The 18017-nt window shown below is 38.1% G+C and carries 16 protein-coding genes; 6 read left to right on the top strand and 10 right to left on the bottom strand.

The features are described from left to right. The first annotated feature begins 5 nt into the window (after positions 1 to 5). A complete protein-coding gene (locus tag HL290_RS07915) occupies positions 6 to 458 on the top strand; it encodes a DMT family transporter (RefSeq protein WP_198496120.1) in 453 nt (150 codons plus the stop codon). A 105-nt stretch (positions 459 to 563) separates the two neighbouring features. Here HL290_RS07915 and HL290_RS07910 read toward each other — a convergent pair whose 3' ends face one another. From HL290_RS07910 to HL290_RS07890, 4 genes are all read right to left on the bottom strand, one after another. Then, positions 564 to 1262: a DUF1826 domain-containing protein gene (locus tag HL290_RS07910; RefSeq protein WP_198496119.1), complete on the bottom strand. Its 699-nt coding sequence runs from the start codon at positions 1260 to 1262 to the stop codon at positions 564 to 566. A 149-nt stretch (positions 1263 to 1411) separates the two neighbouring features. After that, positions 1412 to 3943: a TonB-dependent siderophore receptor gene (locus HL290_RS18635; RefSeq protein WP_227602207.1), complete on the bottom strand. Its 2532-nt coding sequence runs from the start codon at positions 3941 to 3943 to the stop codon at positions 1412 to 1414. 68 nt (positions 3944 to 4011) lie between these two features. Beyond that, positions 4012 to 4968, bottom strand: a complete 957-nt coding sequence (locus HL290_RS07895) for a FecR domain-containing protein (RefSeq protein ID WP_198496117.1) — start codon at positions 4966 to 4968, stop codon at positions 4012 to 4014. 30 nt (positions 4969 to 4998) lie between these two features. Next, positions 4999 to 5505, bottom strand: a complete 507-nt coding sequence (locus HL290_RS07890; RefSeq protein WP_004642252.1) for a sigma-70 family RNA polymerase sigma factor — start codon at positions 5503 to 5505, stop codon at positions 4999 to 5001. Between the two features lie 369 nt (positions 5506 to 5874). Here HL290_RS07890 and HL290_RS07885 point away from each other — a divergent pair, with 369 nt between their 5' ends. Continuing rightward, positions 5875 to 7254 carry a putative bifunctional diguanylate cyclase/phosphodiesterase gene (locus HL290_RS07885; RefSeq protein ID WP_198496116.1) on the top strand — a complete coding sequence of 460 codons (1380 nt, stop codon included), beginning with the start codon at positions 5875 to 5877 and terminating at the stop codon, positions 7252 to 7254. Positions 7255 to 7402: 148 nt separating this feature from the next. On the opposite strand, the gene HL290_RS07880 is transcribed toward HL290_RS07885, so the two are convergent. Continuing rightward, complete coding sequence (locus HL290_RS07880; RefSeq protein ID WP_198496115.1) at positions 7403 to 7825, bottom strand: DoxX family protein; 423 nt, start codon at positions 7823 to 7825, stop codon at positions 7403 to 7405. A gap of 361 nt (positions 7826 to 8186) precedes the next feature. Here HL290_RS07880 and HL290_RS07875 point away from each other — a divergent pair, with 361 nt between their 5' ends. Then, on the top strand, positions 8187 to 10133 hold the full coding sequence (locus HL290_RS07875) for an acid phosphatase (protein WP_198496114.1): 1947 nt from the start codon (positions 8187 to 8189) through the stop codon (positions 10131 to 10133). Between the two features lie 123 nt (positions 10134 to 10256). On the opposite strand, the gene HL290_RS07870 is transcribed toward HL290_RS07875, so the two are convergent. Genes HL290_RS07870 through HL290_RS07860 form a run of 3 tightly spaced genes read right to left on the bottom strand, consistent with a single transcriptional unit; the run spans position 10257 to position 13128 of the window. After that, positions 10257 to 11171 (bottom strand): alpha/beta hydrolase, encoded by a 915-nt coding sequence (locus HL290_RS07870; RefSeq protein WP_198496113.1) that lies wholly within the window; start codon positions 11169 to 11171, stop codon positions 10257 to 10259. After that, the gene (locus tag HL290_RS07865; RefSeq protein WP_198496112.1) at positions 11155 to 12054 is read right to left on the bottom strand and encodes an alpha/beta fold hydrolase; all 900 of its coding nucleotides are present in this window, start codon (positions 12052 to 12054) and stop codon (positions 11155 to 11157) included. Before HL290_RS07865 ends, HL290_RS07870 begins: the two co-directional genes overlap by 17 nt. A 21-nt stretch (positions 12055 to 12075) precedes the next feature. Beyond that, positions 12076 to 13128 carry a sugar phosphate isomerase/epimerase family protein gene (locus HL290_RS07860; RefSeq protein WP_198496111.1) on the bottom strand — a complete coding sequence of 351 codons (1053 nt, stop codon included), beginning with the start codon at positions 13126 to 13128 and terminating at the stop codon, positions 12076 to 12078. 180 nt (positions 13129 to 13308) lie between these two features. On the opposite strand from HL290_RS07860, the gene HL290_RS07855 reads away from it, so the two are divergent. After that, the gene (locus HL290_RS07855; RefSeq protein ID WP_198496110.1) at positions 13309 to 13908 is read left to right on the top strand and encodes a TetR/AcrR family transcriptional regulator; all 600 of its coding nucleotides are present in this window, start codon (positions 13309 to 13311) and stop codon (positions 13906 to 13908) included. Between the two features lie 78 nt (positions 13909 to 13986). On the opposite strand, the gene HL290_RS07850 is transcribed toward HL290_RS07855, so the two are convergent. Continuing rightward, the gene (locus HL290_RS07850) at positions 13987 to 14607 is read right to left on the bottom strand and encodes an NUDIX hydrolase (protein ID WP_004642261.1); all 621 of its coding nucleotides are present in this window, start codon (positions 14605 to 14607) and stop codon (positions 13987 to 13989) included. A 348-nt stretch (positions 14608 to 14955) separates the two neighbouring features. Between HL290_RS07850 and HL290_RS07845 the strand changes: the two genes are divergently transcribed. After that, the gene (locus HL290_RS07845) at positions 14956 to 15966 is read left to right on the top strand and encodes a DUF6670 family protein (RefSeq protein ID WP_198496109.1); all 1011 of its coding nucleotides are present in this window, start codon (positions 14956 to 14958) and stop codon (positions 15964 to 15966) included. A 199-nt stretch (positions 15967 to 16165) separates the two neighbouring features. Continuing rightward, positions 16166 to 17197 carry an AraC family transcriptional regulator gene (locus tag HL290_RS07840; protein ID WP_198496108.1) on the top strand — a complete coding sequence of 344 codons (1032 nt, stop codon included), beginning with the start codon at positions 16166 to 16168 and terminating at the stop codon, positions 17195 to 17197. On the opposite strand, the gene HL290_RS07835 is transcribed toward HL290_RS07840, so the two are convergent. Then, positions 17187 to 17945: an HD domain-containing protein gene (locus tag HL290_RS07835; RefSeq protein WP_198496107.1), complete on the bottom strand. Its 759-nt coding sequence runs from the start codon at positions 17943 to 17945 to the stop codon at positions 17187 to 17189. The genes HL290_RS07840 and HL290_RS07835 overlap by 11 nt on opposite strands. Between the last annotated feature and the right edge of the window lie 72 nt (positions 17946 to 18017).

Below are 18017 nucleotides of genomic sequence, written 5' to 3'. Positions count from 1 at the left end.
ACACGATGAATGTTATCTATTACTTAATGGCTTTTGCCGCGGGGCTAGGGATTACTCTACAAACTACATTGAATGGCCAACTGGCTAAAGGCATAGGCGGGGATTCTGTTGCTGCGGCGTTATTCTCGTTTACTGCTGGTGCGGTATGCCTTGGGATTTACTCTCTGGTGCGAGGTGGAATCGCTCCTTCGCTGATCGCTATTCCTGCCCAGCCATGGTGGAGTCTAATGGGCGGAGTACTAGGTTCGTGCGCACTGCTGAGTTATGTCGTCCTTGCTCCTAGAATCGGGTTATCTGCTTTGCTGGGGCTGGCAATTGCTGGGCAGATTATCTCGTCATTGTTGATTGATCATTTTGGGTTGATGGGAACGACTGAGCGGCCAGTTTCCATGATTAAATTGGCTGGAACAGTGGTTATGCTGATAGGTCTAGGTATTGCTCTTTTTGGTGACAGGTGATGAATCTTTAAACCAGTATTGTTGATATAAAGTGACTTCAAGCCATTCCAGTCATGGAGTGGCAGCACATTTAATCCATAAAAAACGAATTAACCACCGAAACATTTAACAAATCAACAGCAACCGATACTCACCATCCTTTTCAACAGGTGCTCGATGAACACACGGTAAAACCTGTTGTGTAGGATGATCTACTGCTAAACGCCACAAATGTCCTGTGCCTAAATTTACAGGTTGAGCATCAGGTTTAGGCTGGTAATGCAAATCAAAAAAATACTCTGCCAAAAAGGCTTCAAATTCAGCATCTGGGCCGTCATGTAATTCTTTGAGCTTTTCTCTAATTTCTGGGATTAAAACTTTTTGTTCAACCTGATCATTGGAAACAATATCGCTAGCAGCGCCGTGATAGGTACATAGAAAGGTGTCTGTTTCAATGGGGGAGCGATCAACATGAAATGAATATACGTCTGTTGAAATGAAATCTAGCTCTTCATCGCGTTCATAATGTTTAAGCAAATTAAGTACAGGTGATGCACCAAATTCAGTTAATTGATTAATATCTTCTAAAATAGTTTCCCTTGCCAGATTGCCTTGTTCTGAAAGCGGTAGTGCTAAAAGGTCTTCAACAGTAACTTCTGTAATATTTTCTTTTAAATGAAGTTTATTCACAATTTCTTTAAAGTCACCAACCAAATTTCTGTGCCAACACATCGCATTTGCCTCTCCTTGAAACTTTGTATTTATAAGTTCAGGGAAGCTAGACACTTGTCTAATTTGATTGCTGTCAGAAAACGTATTCTTCATATGAGAAATAAAATAATAGAGCATGTCTAATATTATAGCCTGAGCTTAGCCGAAAATATTCTAGTCCAGCTTATTAAGTAGATTTAACCTTACTTCAGAAGAACATTATTTGCTTCTGAAGTAAGATCTTTAAAAGTAGAGTAATTTATTTACCACTCATATTTCACACCCACTCGAAAATTAGTTGGAGCCCCGTAATAGCTATTTGTAGTGGCTAAATGGTATTTCTCATTAAATAAGTTATTAAGGTTGAAGTTGAGCATAAGATTATTGTTCACCTTATAACGTGCCATTAAGTCGACCAAAGCGTAACTCTCTTGAGTGAATCGACCCGTTGCAGAGACTGCATTTTTTTCATAAATTTCGCTTTGCCAACGCACACCGCCCCCAATAGTAAGGGCTTCATCAAGATAAGGTAGGGTGTAGGTGGTAAACAATTTGGCTGTATTATTTGGCACGCCGGTATTTAATCGGTTGTCTTGGCTATCTTTTGATAAGTTACGGCTAAAGCTTGTGGAAACTTGCCATAAATCAGTCAATTTACCTGTCGCTTCAATTTCAAAGCCGCGGCTTTCAGTACCAGATTCTGTTCGATAGGCTTGAGAACCATCTGGGGCAAATACATCGGATAATGCAATCGCTGTATTGTCCTCTTTTGTTTGATAAATAGCAGCGCCAACATTTAATTGATTATCAAAAAACTCACCCTTAATACCCAGCTCGGTACTATTACCTATTAATGGGTCTATGTATTCGCCTGTAACAGCTTTCTTATCTTGTGGTGAAAAAATATTGGTGTAACTTGCATACGCAGTCCAGTTGTCAGTGAAATCATAGGTAACACCGACATATGGAATTACCTTGCCACTTTCTTCCTGTGTTGTGTAGGTGGTCTTATTGTTAGCATCTGAATGGTTGCCCGTTACGCGCTCCCAGTCTTCAATTCGAGTGCCTAAAATAACTGCAAGATTGTCGGTTGCTTTAAGACGAACAGCACCAAAAATAGATTGGCTACGGTCATCTCCACTGTACCAACCATCTATTTTTGTTTCGGGGCGGTTAGGTGTACTGCCATCCCAAGCAAAAATGTTTTTTAGAGTGCCGTCCCATGTCATTCCGTTATTCCAGCCAGAATAGGTGGGGCGTTTATTTTTACTTTTTGTGTAGGTTGTGCCGAGTACTACATCATGAGTTTGATTAAACAAATCAAATGAACCATTTAAAGTTAAATTAAATAAATCTTGAGTAGGACGATAATCCCAACGGGTTGCATACAACATCGCCCCGCTACCTGTGGCTTTATCAATTCCTTTACTTGAGTAGGTATAGCCCACAATTTCGTCTGAATCGGTAATTGTTCTAGACACCACACCTTTTAATTTCCAGCGGTCATTAAACTGGTGTTCAATATCTGCAAAGTAAGATGTAGTAGAACGGTCAGAACCCGTCCAACTCGCTGCCGCTGAATCTGAACGTGACCAGTCGATTAATGTCCCGTCGGTATAAAAGCTAGGTAAACCACCTCTAGCAACGCCAGTCATGTCAATTTGTTGATAGCTAGCACCTAAACTGCCTTTGGTTTTGTCGGTTAAATCGGCTTCTACGACTGCATAAGCAACTTTACGTTCTTCGTTGTAGCGGTCGATATAGGAGTCTGATTTTTGGTAGGCAAACAGGGTACGACCACGAATACTTCCTGATTCATTAAGAGGTGTGGAAACATCAATATCGGTACGGTAAGAATCCCAAGAACCGATGTCAGCACTTACCGAAGCTTTAAAGTCCTGTAATGGTTTTTTTCGGACCAGATTAATACTTGCGCTTGCACTGCCAGCCCCCGTCATTAAGCCATTTGCACCTCGCACAACCTCTACACGGTCAAATAAAGCCATGTCCTGACTTTGGAAAATACTTGAATATGAACTCATGAGCTTCACGCCATCGAGTAAATAACTATCCACTTCTTTACCGCGAGCGTAAATAGGGGAATTATCACTACCAATATTTCCGCCTTGTTTAATTGAGAGGCCTGCCGCCTGACTCACAACATCAGTTAATTGTGTCAGGTTCTGATCTTTCATTTGTTGATTGGTGATTACACTGACCAGTTGAGGCGTTTCTTTCAGACTTAAGGCTAAGCCAGTAGAGGCGGTGGTCGCTTTCGCCGTATATAAACCAGAACCTTCGGTTGTTAGATTTTCACCATGATCGGCATTAATATGAATCGTAGCTAAATGGGCTGTACCTGCTTCACCACCCGCCGTATCAAATTCTTTACTGCTATTTGCTTTGGTTTTAATCGTTTCCAACTGAAAGACTTTGGGTTCAATCGGAGCGGGAGAAGACTTCACTCGAATGCTATAGCCGCTATTGTTGACTTTAACAGCTTCAAATGGATGGCTTTGCAATAAAAGGTTTAAGGCATCATCAACAGCATAATTCCCTTTAAGCGCTTTGCTTTTTGTTTTTGAAAGGCTGGCATTATCGTAGCTAATGGTCGTACCCGTTTGAATCGCTAGTTGCTTAATGGCCTGATCAAGTGTGCTTTGATTAATTGAAATACGATAAGTTTGCGCAGCGTAAGCAGAAGTTGTGGTAAGCGCCGTGACCACCAATGGCGTACTCCACAGCACTGCACGTATAGCCAAGGCCAGTTTACTTTTTGCTTGATAATCCTTCATGTGGTCTTCTCGACAGAGAGTGTATTTCTCTATAAGTCGAACCAGATCAAAAAAAGGGTCATGTTTTTTTATCTTTTTTTAATATTTAACAGATAAGGACTGTAATAGGTCAGTTCAAGTTGATGGCTATAGGCCAAAGTTTCTAAGCTTTGCTCAGGGTTCTTTAGAGAAAATACGCCAGAAATCTTAATATCTTTCAATTCCGGATCGATGCTATAGGTTCCCTTTTTATAGCGAAATAATTCATCCAACACTTTTTGTAGTGGCCATTGATCTACGACTAAAAGTTGTTGGGTCCAGTAAGGCTGATCATTATCGAGTGGAAGTGATTTTGAAATATATTTTTCATCAAAAAAAGCACGCTGGCCTTGTTTTAATATCTGCCGTTTAGATGAGTTCTCTGGCTCAATGGCTACTGCATGCTTATAAACCTTAACTTTTGTTTGTTCGCTATTTTCTTGTCGCACTGAAAATTGAGTACCTAAGGCTTCTACCGAACCATTCTTTGTTTCGACAATAAATGGTCGATGTTGAGCATCCTTTGCTGTTTCAATATAGATTTCGCCATCTATTAATTTTATTTGACGTGTCTTTTGCGTGAAATTTATATCGATATAGCAATTACTTGCCATAATGAGTTGTGAACCATCTTTTAACGATACTTTTTTAATTTCACCGACTTTGGTGTGATAGTCGGACTGCCATTTTTCCCAAGGGATGAAATATACCGACAAACCAACAATGGCTAAGCCCGAAAGACTTAACAGCATATTGCGTTTAGCAGCGAGGTTAAATTTTTGATTGGACTGGACTAACGCTTCGGAAGGGAAGTTACCTGCAAGGTTTGTTAAACCATGGCTAAACTTTTCCATTTGCTGGAGTGCTATTTGATGTTCTTTTTTTTCAGCTTTCCATTGCTCAAACTGTTGCTGCTGTAACGCTGTCATTTCCCCTGAATGCAAAAGTACCAACCAATCTGCGGCTGCATCTAAAACATGGTGAGGGATTTTCGTAATATCTGACATAGGGTAGAAATTTAAGCGCGTTTAACGGGTTTAATTATAGAGGTCTATACATGCTAAAAAAGCTTGTTTCATATCTCTTTTTACCGTGGCCTCGGAAATATTGATTTTTTCACTAATTTCTCGATAAGTCATGCCGTCTAGTTGCGACATCAAAAACACTTGAGCCGTTCGGGTGGGGAGTTTTTCTAATATTAAATGAACCTGATACAAGGTTTCTTGAATATAAACTTCATGTTCGGCAGAGGGGTAGTATTCTTCTGGAAGATGTTGTAGGGCATCGAGATAGAGATTTTCAATATGTTGACGGCGCCAATGGTCAATAATGACATGCTTGGCGATTCCCATTAGCCATGCTTGTGGCTCTTTAATTTGTTTAAAACTATATTCACTTTTTAAAGCACGATAAAACACTTCCTGACTCAGGTCTTCAGATTGATGATGATGCTGAAGTTTATGTTTAAACCATGACAAGAGCGTGGTTTGCTGAGAACGGTAAATTTGGCTAAACCATACTTGTTTATCTACATTCAGGTTCATAGCAGAGGAGCCCACAAATTGGTAATGAGTAGCACAATTAAACAAACATTTAAGATATTCTTAAATAATAATGATAATTATTATTAATATCAATCATTGAAGCGATATATTCTAAAAATGGTAATGTTCTAATTTTTCACTATTTAAAGCCTGTACCTTCGTCGCTGAGGCATGTATCGTTAGGGAATAATACTTTAAAATTATAGGGTGATTGAAAAAGCAACATCATTCAATTAAACAACCGGACTGTACCACCACAATTAAAACAACACCGATCTCAAAAAGAATCATATAAAGAACAAGGGAATAAAACATGAAGTTTTATTGGTGAATATTGAAAAGGAAAATCAATGATCAAGATGGGGGTTTATGAAGAAATATTTTACGGTTGATTTATTTATGATTGCTTCGTCTTACTTAAAAAAACACAAGAAAAATTACCGTGCCCTACAGGACCAACAACTTACAATTGCTGCTAAAGCAAATATTTTTATTTGCATTATTTTTTGCTTGTTTTGGACCATATATTTCGCATTTGCACAAATGTGGCTGATTGTTTATATGGATGTGTTGTTTACATTAGTATCCATATTTAGTCTTTATTTAATTTATATACGCCGAATTTCAGCTGGTATTCTTCTATCACAAGTTGTTCTTTTAGCTTTTCCTGTCGTTTTTTGCCTAATTTTTGATGTAGCCACATTGGATCGTCCTCGGGTGGCTCAATTGTTTTTACCTGCTGGGGCGATATTGGGGTATTTAAATTACCGTAGAAATCCAAGCTTTTTACAAATCGTTTTAATTATCTTATCGATTGCCTCCTTTATATTTTTTAGTGGAAGTTCTTTTACACTCGATAGTGCAATACCTTTATCGGAAAATATTCGCGATCATGGCGGATGGATAGCGACATGTGTTGCTACCCTCATGATTTGTATTTCGATTTATGCCATGCAATTAGAGATACAAACAGAAAATACCATGGTGCAAGACTTGCGCTTAGCACTAGCTAAAGAACAATTTGAGCTTTTTTATCAACCGCAAATCAATGCTTCTGAAACACTAATTGGCGCAGAAGCTTTATTACGATGGCAACATCCTGTTTTAGGTTATGTTCCCACAAAAGATTTTATTCCCGCGGCTGAAACTTTTGGATTAATGCCAGAGATTGGAGAGTGGGTATTGGCTCAGGCCTGTAAAGTTTTAAAAGATTGGAGTAAAAAAGACGAGACCAAAGATCTTACACTTTCAATCAATATTAGTGCTGATCACTTCATGCAACCAAACTTTGAGCAGAGTGTGATCGGGCTGATTCAGCAGTATGAGATAAATCCATCTCGACTCATATTAGAAATCACTGAAAATATTGCTTTAACGAATTGTGTCAGCATGATTGAAAAAATGCATTTCTTGTCTAAAAATGGAATTCAGCTTTCTCTTGATGATTTTGGTACAGGATATTCATCTTTAAGCTATTTACAGAAGATGCCCATTAGACAAATCAAGATTGATCGTAGCTTTGTACAAGCAGCTTTGGATGATAAACGTAGTAATAAATTAGTCACAGGTATTATTAAAATTGGACTAGATTTGAACCTTCGTGTGTTAGTAGAAGGAATTGAAACTGCTGAACAGTTTAGCGCTTTTAAAAACAATGGATGTACTGAGTTTCAAGGCTATTTATGGGGATGCCCGATGCCTTTAAATGATTTTCTTAAACAAGTACCACATTTGAATAGTTCGGATTAGTTTTGGATTTCATTTGATGTTCTTCTTGTTTTTTATGAGTTTTTTAAATAAAAAAAGAGAGCTTGAGCTCTCTTTTTTCTTAACTTCGTTATGTTTGTTTATTGCGTTTAGCCCAATGCTTTTTAAATTAACTTGAAACTCAAGGATATTACTTTTTATCCAAAGAGATAGTTCCAGGACCAGTGAACGCTAATAAAATGAATCCCCCAATAATGCTTATATTCTTGTAAAAATTAATCATATTAGGATGAACGGCATCACCTGTCATATTCCAATATGCATGGCCGATGAGTGCAGTTCCTAGTGTGTACAAAGCAAAAATTAAAGCAACTGGACGGGTAAAAAAGCCAAGTACAATAAGAAGAGATCCTCCTACTTCCATTGCTACAGCAATAGCGGCTGCAACAACAGGAAGAGGAGTATGTAATGATTGCATGTAACCCACAGTGCCCTCAAACCCCATCAATTTGGGTATGCCTGAGATGAGAAAAAGAGCAACTAGCAGTATGCGTGCAAGTAATAATAAAATTGATCTGGCACTTTTTAGCTCAAAATATTGTAAGTTATTCATGTGAAATACACCTTATATGTATATTGTTGATAGTGTTAGAGAGCACCTTTAATCGTTTTTGATAGTTCTAATTAGAGTGGTTGTACTCTTATAATTCTATATCGATAGCCGAATCAGCCCATACCAAACATGGTGTTCCTGAGTATGAGTATAGTATCACCAAGAATGTTTCACAATTGCACCCTCTGAACCTAGATATCCTTGTCTTTAAAGAATTTCCTTATTCGTTTGCTTATGAGCAGTTACGACCTATAAAACTGCAAAGATATTATTTAGAATAAATTTAAATTAACTAGTGATATGTAATAACAACTAAACATTAATGATGAAAGATACGGATATTTATTAAACGGGTCACATCATGTCAAGCTTTAAAATAAATACACTTTTACTTTCTCTTATCTCTTGTTCGGTCTTTTTTTCAGGTTGTAATGACAGCAATTCTTCTGATGATAATTCGACAGCAAATCAAGAAATACCCGCAGTGCCAAAGGGTGTAGGTTTTGAGGATACTGCTCCCATCCCATCAAATATCACCACCATTGTAGATTCATGGATGACCAATCAACGTGGCGATGCACGTTACGCAACGGTTGAAACAAATGCTGGGGTACGTGTGCTGAGTGGCTTTTTAGATGTATGGACGCCCTCAAGTTTATTTGTAGATGCAGGCCAATCTGCTGAGGCAAAAGACGGCTTTCCTGCGGTAGTCGCATCAAACTGGACAGGTCTACCGGGTGACAGTACGGACGGTACAAAAAAGAATGCGGATGTATTGAACTATAATATTAATTATTCAATTCAGACCACGCATAAGCGTACAGAAGAAGAAGCTATTCGTGCCTATTTAGATGATAGACGTGGGAAAAGTTATAGCGTAACGACAGGGATGGGAGCATTGACTGATCCGTGGCGAAAACTCACTGGGCAGACCACCACAATCAATTCAGTGCCAGCCGATGCCGCACAAGTAAAATATGATGACAAAGGAAATAATAGTGGGCTGACGACGGCTGATGGAAACGCCAACTTTGGAAAAGTCGTTGAGTTTGTTCAAGCGATGGGAAATAACTCTTCGACGGAGTCTGCAAAACGCTTTTATAAATATGCTCGCCCGTGGCGTTGGAGTTCAGAAGTCATTGTTGTACCGAGTTTAGAGTCTGCAAAAAGTAGTACACCTGCAACTGACGGTGGATTCCCAAGCGGACACACCGCTGAAGCTGGCCGAAATGCAATTGCAATGGCTTATTTAGTGCCTCAACGTTATCAGGAACTGATTGCGCGTGGTATGGACCTTGGTGATTCACGTATTATTGCGGGCATGCATTCAGCCATGGACGTGATTGGTGGACGTCTTCAATCGATTGCCGCAGATGTTGCAAACTTAAATGCCATGACTGTCGAGCAACGAAAAGAAGCTTATTTACAAGCTCAAACACAGCTTATGAAAGAAACCAATAGCTCAACGTTTGAGTCGTTTAATAGTTTGTCTAAAACACCTTATGACGCGAATGACCGTTTTGCCCATATTGAAAAATTAAAACAGCAGGTGAATCACTGGATGACCTATGGATTTAATCAAATTGGCGATAAAACAAAAATAGCCACAGTACCTAAAGGCGCAGAGGTTTTACTGGAAACTCGACTTCCTTATTTAACGGCTGATCAGCGCCGTGTAGTTCTAAAATCGACTGCTCTTGCTTCGGGTTATCCTGTCATGGACGACGTAGAAGGATACGGTCGCTTAAACCTGTTTAGAGCGGGCGCAGGTTATGGCAGCTTTGATGGTGATGTAAATCTGACCATGGATGCCAGTTTAGGTGGCTTTAGCCAATATGACCAATGGAGTAATGATATTACGGGTGCAGGTAAACTCACCAAATTAGGCACGGGAACTTTAGCACTGACAGGAAATAACGCATTTACGGGTGGTATTGATTTAAAACAGGGTGGTTTAGAAATATTGTCTGAGCACGGTGCTGGTCAAGGTGATATTTATATGCATGAAAATAGCCTATTAAAAACCAACTCAGCTAAAACAGTTAACATTGCGGGTAACTTAACTCAGCTTGCAGGAACGACATTCAACATCACTTTAAAATCGAATGCACTTCCAGCAGTTCAAGTGGCAAATACCCTGACTTTAAATGGAACATTGCAGCTCGTCACAAAAGACAATTTAGCAGCAGGCACTTATACGGTGTTATCAGCTAAGAAAGTCCAAGGCATCTACAAAAAAGTGACACTGAATGGCAAGGATATTACGCCAATCTATCAAAATAATAGCGTTAAGTTCACGGTGTCATAAGCATAACTCGGATAACCAATATCCATAGTTTAAATTTAATTGGGCCACTCCAAATGTTTAATTAAACAATTTTAAAGAGTGGCTCAATTAAGCAATATGTTTGAATAATATAAACGAATCTCTCTATATCTGAACTTTACGATAGATCGATTTTACCTTTTCAGGACTAATTGCCAGCATGTGAATCGCGCCGTGAATCATTCCGTCTAACAAATGAAAGTTCACCTGAATACCTGCATCCCACAGTTTTTGAGCATATCTTTCACCGTCATCGCGAACGGGATCATATTCACAAATAAAAATGGTCGCATCTGGCAGTCCTTCTAAAGACTGAGCGAGTAACGGGCTTACAAGTTCATTCTGTTTTTCACTTTCATGTGGCACATATTGATCCCAGCAATAAACCATTGTGGATGAGTCCAAACCATAACCTTCAGCGTATTGGCTATAAGACTTGCTACTCATTGTTGCATCTAAGGCTGGGTAGAAAAGAAGTTGATGGTTCACCTTAATTTCTGGATGTTGTTTTGCCATGAGACATGTGGCCGCAGCTATGTTTGCGCCGGCACTATCTCCACCTACAGCCACACGGTTTCGGTCAATTCCAAACAGTGAAGCATTTTCGCTGATATAACGAAAGGCTGTAAAAAAATCATTTAAAGGTGTTGGGAACTTAAACTCTGGAGCCAATCGATAGTCCACAGAAAACACAACCAGTTGAGTAGATTCTGCTAATAACCGACAAGAGCGGTCCCATGCATCTAAACTTCCAAGGCACCAGCCTCCACCATGCGCAAAAACTAAAGCGGGCCGTTGCTCAGCGTTTTCTAGGGAATGGGGAACATAAACTCGAACCTCAATTTCCATATCATCAGAAACAGCAACATGAAAACTTTGCTGATAGCTTGCATCATGATGAATGCCTTGCTGATCAATAATATCTTTATTGACTTGTTCCCTTAACGCTTGTAACGACTTTGCACCTTGTGTGACTGGTCTAGATTTAAGCCAGTTTTCAATTTCAGCAAGTAGAGGCATGGCTTTTTTCCTGCTGTAAAAAATCTAAAATGAGAGAACTAAATGTTTCTGACTGTTCTTCCATAATGAAATGACCGCAGTCTTTTACAATCGCACTGGTTAAATGAGGTGAAACCTTTTTCATGGTTTCATAAGGCGCATTATCTGTGGCATGTTCAGCGCCTATGGCTAAAACTGGCATTTCTAAGCTTTTACGTTCTCTAATTTTATTTTGACGTATGGTCTCTGGAATAGAGCGGTAGTAATTAAAACCTGCCGTTAAACGCCCCGGAATTTTATAGGCTTCAATATAAGTTTCAATCGCCACTTTATCTTTGTGCCACGACCATTTATCAAACATATAATTTAAATAAGTATCTTCACGGCCTGTGATTAAGGCTTCGGGTAAATCTAGGGTTTGGTTAAACATGAAATGCCAAAGAAAGATATTTTCACTTGGCTCAACAAAAATAGGAGGTGCGGGGGCCAAACCGGGAATCACAGCTTCTGTTACCGCAAGACGAGTCACTGACTCAGGAAAGTCAGATGCAAGCGCATAGGCAACCCACATGCCAATGTCGTGACCAACAACCGAATAAGTTGGATATTCAAGTTTAGTCATGAGCATCGATAAAATTTTAGCAATAAGCCCCGTATCGTAACTTCCATCCAGTGGAGCTGAATTTCCGGTTCCGGGTAAATCAACAGCGATTGCTCGATAACCCTGTTTTGCCAGTTCAACCATGACTTTGTGCCACGCGTACCATGTCTGCGGCCAGCCCGGAATCAGTAATACAACTGGACCTTCCCCTAAGGTGACGTAGTGTAATTTTTTACTTTCGATGTGAATGTAATGATGTTGGAATTCGTTATGTGAGTTTTCATTGAATAATTGAGTTTTCATATTGAGTTCTCTGACGCTTCCTTAAATCCCTAATAACTGATTAATTTGAGTCTGATTCACAGGGGCTGCGGCAAAGTCATCAAACACTTTATCGGTGACATGAATAATATTTTGCTGAATGAACTCGGCACCTTCGCGTGCGCCATCGTCTTTATTTTTGAGGCAGCATTCCCACTCTAATGTGGCCCAGCCTTCGTAGTCGTAATGCGCTAACTTGGAAAAAATCGCTTTAAAGTCAACTTGACCATCACCCGTAGAACGGAATCGACCCGCTCGATTTCCCCAGCTTTGATAGCCGCTGTACATCCCTTGGCGGCCTGTTGGATTAAATTCGGCATCTTTAACATGAAACATGCGAATGAAATCTTTATAGATATCGATATATTCCACATAGTTCAGTTGCTGCAAAACAAAATGGCTTGGATCAAAAAGAATATGGCAACGTGGGTGGTTATGAGTTCGCTCTAAAAACATTTCAAATGTAATGCCGTCATGCAAATCTTCACCGGGGTGAATTTCATAGCAAAGGTTGACGTCTTGTTCATCACAAGCATTCAAAATAGGAAGCCAACGACGTGCTAATTCATCAAACGCCGTTTCGATGAGTCCTGATGGTCTTTGAGGAAATGGAAATACATAAGGCCACGCCAAAGAACCTGAAAATGTTCCCATGTCTTTAAGACCTAAACGGGCAGATGCTTGAATTGAAGCGAGCATTTGTTGTTTTGCCCACTCGGTTCTAGCCGTTGAATTGCCATGCAAATGAGATGGTGCAAAGTTATCGCACATTGAGTCATAAGCAGGGTGTACAGCCATTAACTGCCCAAAGATGTGTGTTGTTAACTCACTAATTTTTAAGCCATGATTGTTTAAAGTACCTAATATCTCATCGCAATAATCTTGGCTTTCTGCTGCCAAATTGACATCAAATAAACGCTTATCCCAAGCAGGAAGTTGTACTGCTTCAAAGCCTTGGTTTGCTACCCAAGCAGCAATATCTTCTAGACGGTTAAAAGGGAAAACATCATCGCTAAATTGAGCAAGATGAATACTAGGGCCTTTGATGGTTTTCATAATAAAACCTAATTAGTTGTCGATCGACAAACAATAGGCTGAATTTTGGATAAAAACAACTTTTTATTTTAAAATCAAAACAAAACTGGACTATTTTGAATAAATCTCATTGATTTATTTGTGAAAATATTTTTTTCGAATAATAATGAAAAGACGTACTGAATTTGATGAAGGGTCATTATGGCTGGCAGACCAAGAGAGTTTGATCGAGAAGAAGCCCTCGTAAAAGCGAGAGATTTCTTCTGGCTTCACGGCTATGAAGGCACATCAATTTCAGATTTAGTTGAAGTTTTGGGGATTGCCTCAGCTCGAATTTATAAAGCATTTGGCTCGAAAGAGGCTTTGTTTAGAGAAGCCGTAAATCACTATGAAAAAAATGAAGGTAATTTTGCGTTAAATGCTTTAAAGCAAAAAAATATTAAAGATGCCATCAGCCAATTATTTCAAGATGCGCTAGCGCTTTACACGCAAGCCAATCACTCGTATGGGTGCATGGTTGTGTCCGCAGCGAGTGTGTTAGGCGAAGAAAACCAAGCTGTTTTAGACTGGATGAAAGCACAGCGTATTGCACGAGGCCAGAGTCTAGTCGATCGATTTGTTCAAGCAAAATCAGACGGTCAATTGGTTGCAGATGCAGACCCTAAAACCTTAGGGCAATATTACGCGCTTGTTCTGCATGGGCTATCTGTTCAGGCAAGAGATGGATATTCGCAAGAAGAGCTTTCTCAGGTCATTAATTTTGCATTAAAAAATCTCGAGCAATATGTTGTAAGCGGTTAATACATTGAGATTTATTTAACTTATATTGTATTGGCAGAACTCCAAATATAAGGGATCTGCCTTATGTTGAGTTTTTAATTAATCAAACTTAGTAACTTCTGGTACTGACTCTAAATAATCAAAAAATTGCTGTATTTGTTCTTCTGTTACCCGTGCTGTAGAAATAGGCGGCAACTCATCTCTACCAAAGAATCCAACTTCGGGTGTTTCAATACTTGGTGTCAGCTCACCATCAATAATTTCGCACCAGAAGAAAGCCTTATACACATGTAAAAACATCGGAGGATGGGAGTGTTTGGTTCTATCTGTTAAAGCTAATAATTTAATGGCTTTAACGCGTAAACCTGTTTCTTCCAGAACTTCTTTTTCAGCATTTTCCGACGCTGAGTAACCTACGTCAGCCCATCCACCCGGAACGGACCATCGTCCATCTCCAATTTCTTTTGCTAATAATAATTTATTTTCTTTAAAAACAACTGCTCTGACATCTAGTTTTGGAGTGGCATAACCCACATCTTGAAGAACATTATTAATAAAATTTTCTGTTTTGATTTCTTTTAATTCTAATAAATATTCAATATGTCCTAAGAGTTGTTCATAACGTTCTTTGTCATAAACATCTTTTGAATAATGTAAACCTGTTTGAGCAATACCAGTAATTTTATTTAAAGTTTCTAACCACTTAACTGAGTCATTCATTGCAACGGATGCCTTCAAGCTTATATCTTTTAGCTATGGTAAGGCATACTCAGGCTAAGGACTATAAAACAGTTGTTAACTGAAATTTCAAACGAAGTCTTAAGAGGTTTTTTATGAACATAATTTTATTCATATTTTTCATACCAAACTTTCGTTCAAACAGTTATGGATTTGAAGAAAGTTAGAATTTTAGTGTATTAAAAAATTGACATAGTGTGATTGTGGTTGAGTACAGCAATGTCAAAAAAAAAAGAAAAAATGAAATTACTATTCCTCTAGGAGTTGCTTTACAGGTACAGCCCTTTTGAAATCAAAAATGGCTGATCATTGTTATTGAGGAAGGAATATATGCGCTTTTCATTGCCAGCTAGAATTACAAATAATATTGATCGTTCAGGTTTAATAAATAGTAAATCTTTTAATCCAGATACTTCAGTTAGTACACCGCAAGGAAAATATACCTGTGTTCACTATGGAATTATGATTCCAAATTTACCTGAACCTTTTAATTTCCTAAATATTATTTTGGTCGTGGGTCAACCTCAAATTAAGCTATTTCGAAATCAACATTTAATCAAGACAAGTGATATAGATACGGCTAACGTTTTAATTGGTACAGCTACTGGAACTCCTGATCACTTTAATGGCTATAGTGTAGAAAAAGATTGCACATTAGTGACCAATGGTAGCTACTTAAAGTTTGGCAATGATGTAACTATTGAAGGAACATACCCCGAATTTCATGCTCACCGTGAAGGTCACAACTTTAATTTTGATTTAAAGCTTCGAGCAACAGATAAAATTGCGCACTTCGCTAATCTTGTAGGGGGAGCATATGATCATTGGGCTTTGTTATGTGAGTACCAAGGATATGTAGAGCAAGCGGGTGTAAAAACAGAAATTAAGGGTTTATGTACTTATGAATATGCCCGTGGCATTAGTATTAATCTTCCAATTAACTTTTTTACATATCAAATTTTGAATATTGATGAAAAGACCCAAGTTTTATTTGTGGATACGTTCGGTCCATTAGGTTTAACGTTGCAAAGTAGAGTCTATGTGCGCTCGCTAGATGACCATGGGGGTATTTACTCTCGTGGTTTTAAATCTACTGTTCACGAATATGAACCTGAAAGAGTTACGACTCCAGATGGAACTAGCATGCGCTTACCACATAAATTTAGTTGGCAAGTGGATGATGATCATGGAAATCTTCTCATTAAAATTGATGGTATTACTAACCGTGACTTTAAGTATGGTATGGCGGGAGGCTATGCGGGAAGTTACCAATATAATGGGCTATTTAAAGGGAAACCAATACAAGGTAGAGCCTATATTGAATACATAGACCCGAAATAATCTTAAAATTTAATCAAGCACTTGTCTTCAATACGCTCTGCTTTTTACATCGGGTCAGGGCGTTTTTCAAAATTACATTTACATGTGTAAGAGCTGTAAACTTACGGTTCATACTGAATAAAAACTTTATTGTTAACTTAGTTAGGTGGTATTTTACTCAGCTATTGCTTTGTTTTCGATTGAGTTTGTAATTGTGAGCATGTCTATAAAAGAATCAAAAATTCGTAGTGATGCGGGCATCTTTCCTTGGCTAACTTATTTAACAATGAAAGACATGGGATTAGATACAGATGCTATCTTCTCAAGTGTTAATTTTTTAGAGCATGCACTGAATATCCCAGATAAAAACGTAAGATATGACAATCGTATTCAAGAGAAATTTTGGGCTGTTGCTGAAAAGGTCAGTGGTAATAAAGATATTGGGTTAGTCGTAGGCGGGCGAATGCCTGTACTACGTGGCGATTTATTTGAATATGTATTTTTAAGTAGTTCTACTTTCGGCCAAGGTTTAAATACAGCAATAAAATATTATCATCTATTTACCAGTGCATTTGATGTTTTAAAGCTTGAGGTAAAAGGAGAGGATGCTTACTTGATTGGTTTAGAGCATTCTATTCGGCACTATTTAGAATGCGCGATCTCAATTTTATTAGCATATTTAAAACATGTTTCTAATGAAAAATTTAAGCCTTTAGAAGTGTGGCTGACTTATCGTGAAGGTGCGGATGCAGAGCAATATCGAGAGATCTGGGGATGTCCTGTATATTTCAATATGCCTGAAGGGTGTATCAAGTTTAATGCCGATATTTTAAATGACTCTTCTGTGGCGGCTAATAAAACATTAAATAAAATCCATGAGACTATTATTGAAGAATCTTTAACTCAGATAGAAAAGCATGAACTGGTTTTTAAAATCGAAAATACTCTTCAAGATCAACTAAAATCAGGAAATTTTAAAATAGATGATATTGCTAAAACACTCAATATCACTTCAAAAGCCTTAAGAACTGACTTAAAAGAAATTGGTACGAGCTATGAAAAAGTATTAAATGAATACCGTCAAAAGCTTGCACGAGATTTGTTAGAAAACACACAGTTAAAAAGTGATGAAGTGGTTTACTTGCTAGGTTTTTCTGAGCCTTCAGCTTTTTCTAGAGCATTCAAATATTGGACTGGTGAAACTCCTTCACAATATCGGAAACGCAAAAGTAAAAAGATTATTACTCTTTAAATGTATTTGACTTAATCATGAGCGGTAAACCAAGTTCAGATAATAAACCTGTCCGTGAATTTGGAACACTTTTTCTCTCTAAAGCAATAAGCTCAATAAATTCTTTATTAAATTGTTTTCTAGGGTATTTTTCTAAAATTTCATTTCTAAAAGATAGGGGAAGTCTATATAGACCATCACTAATCACATCACAGGATGCGCCTTGCTGTAATAGAATAATTTCTGCTGGGTCAGAATAATCTATATAGCCGTTCATATGTAAGCAAATAGCATCTCTAATAACTTCACTTTTCTTTTCATCAAAGCTATGTTCTTTAGCCTTTAGCTCAAATTGTTTAGCACTCTCATAGGTAAAACAATTACAACCTTTACTATGAATATGCGGTTCAGTTAAGCCAATATCATGAAAAAGTGAGGCTATTAAAAGTGATTCATGGTCATATTGCTGATTTTGTATATTGCCTAAGGCAGCTCCCCAGAAATAGGTCCGCCATGAATGATTGTAGATAGATATACTTGCTTTAGCCTCTAGTTCATCAAGCGCGACTTTAACCATTTGAGTATCTGGTATTACGATCTGATCGATATCAAAATCATGGGAAGTTTTAAACCGAAAGTAATTTATTTTTATAGAGGCCATAATACTTGGCAGCATAATTTTTTGAATTAACTTAATTTTCTCTTTGAAATTGAGCTGACCATTTGTAGTTTGCATCCAGTGATATGAACCAATTTTTATAGTTTTCATTAGTAAATCTCATTTTAGAGTAATTACTCTAAAATATTATTGTAGATGATTTTTTGCAAGTTGGATCTTTTA

Source organism: Acinetobacter sp. AC1-2 (genome assembly GCF_016124155.1).
Classification (GTDB): Bacteria; Pseudomonadota; Gammaproteobacteria; order Pseudomonadales; family Moraxellaceae; genus Acinetobacter; species Acinetobacter calcoaceticus.
The sequence above is the reverse complement of the archived record's forward strand: the minus strand, read 5'-3'. Positions and strand labels throughout refer to the sequence as shown.

What these genes read in the sequence shown, in the direction of transcription:
- HL290_RS07875 (WP_198496114.1), top strand. Translation starts at nt 8,187, where the DNA reads ATGTCAAGCTTTAAAATAAATACACTTTTACTTTCTCTTATCTCTTGT.
- HL290_RS07850 (WP_004642261.1), bottom strand. Translation starts at nt 14,607, where the DNA reads ATGAATGACTCAGTTAAGTGGTTAGAAACTTTAAATAAAATTACTGGT.
- HL290_RS07860 (WP_198496111.1), bottom strand. Translation starts at nt 13,128, where the DNA reads ATGAAAACCATCAAAGGCCCTAGTATTCATCTTGCTCAATTTAGCGAT.
- HL290_RS07865 (WP_198496112.1), bottom strand. Translation starts at nt 12,054, where the DNA reads ATGAAAACTCAATTATTCAATGAAAACTCACATAACGAATTCCAACAT.
- HL290_RS07915 (WP_198496120.1), top strand. Translation starts at nt 6, where the DNA reads ATGAATGTTATCTATTACTTAATGGCTTTTGCCGCGGGGCTAGGGATT.
- HL290_RS07890 (WP_004642252.1), bottom strand. Translation starts at nt 5,505, where the DNA reads ATGAACCTGAATGTAGATAAACAAGTATGGTTTAGCCAAATTTACCGT.
- HL290_RS07885 (WP_198496116.1), top strand. Translation starts at nt 5,875, where the DNA reads ATGAAGAAATATTTTACGGTTGATTTATTTATGATTGCTTCGTCTTAC.
- HL290_RS07910 (WP_198496119.1), bottom strand. Translation starts at nt 1,262, where the DNA reads ATGAAGAATACGTTTTCTGACAGCAATCAAATTAGACAAGTGTCTAGC.
- HL290_RS18635 (WP_227602207.1), bottom strand. Translation starts at nt 3,943, where the DNA reads ATGAAGGATTATCAAGCAAAAAGTAAACTGGCCTTGGCTATACGTGCA.
- HL290_RS07835 (WP_198496107.1), bottom strand. Translation starts at nt 17,945, where the DNA reads ATGAAAACTATAAAAATTGGTTCATATCACTGGATGCAAACTACAAAT.
- HL290_RS07855 (WP_198496110.1), top strand. Translation starts at nt 13,309, where the DNA reads ATGGCTGGCAGACCAAGAGAGTTTGATCGAGAAGAAGCCCTCGTAAAA.
- HL290_RS07870 (WP_198496113.1), bottom strand. Translation starts at nt 11,171, where the DNA reads ATGCCTCTACTTGCTGAAATTGAAAACTGGCTTAAATCTAGACCAGTC.
- HL290_RS07845 (WP_198496109.1), top strand. Translation starts at nt 14,956, where the DNA reads ATGCGCTTTTCATTGCCAGCTAGAATTACAAATAATATTGATCGTTCA.
- HL290_RS07895 (WP_198496117.1), bottom strand. Translation starts at nt 4,968, where the DNA reads ATGTCAGATATTACGAAAATCCCTCACCATGTTTTAGATGCAGCCGCA.
- HL290_RS07840 (WP_198496108.1), top strand. Translation starts at nt 16,166, where the DNA reads ATGTCTATAAAAGAATCAAAAATTCGTAGTGATGCGGGCATCTTTCCT.
- HL290_RS07880 (WP_198496115.1), bottom strand. Translation starts at nt 7,825, where the DNA reads ATGAATAACTTACAATATTTTGAGCTAAAAAGTGCCAGATCAATTTTA.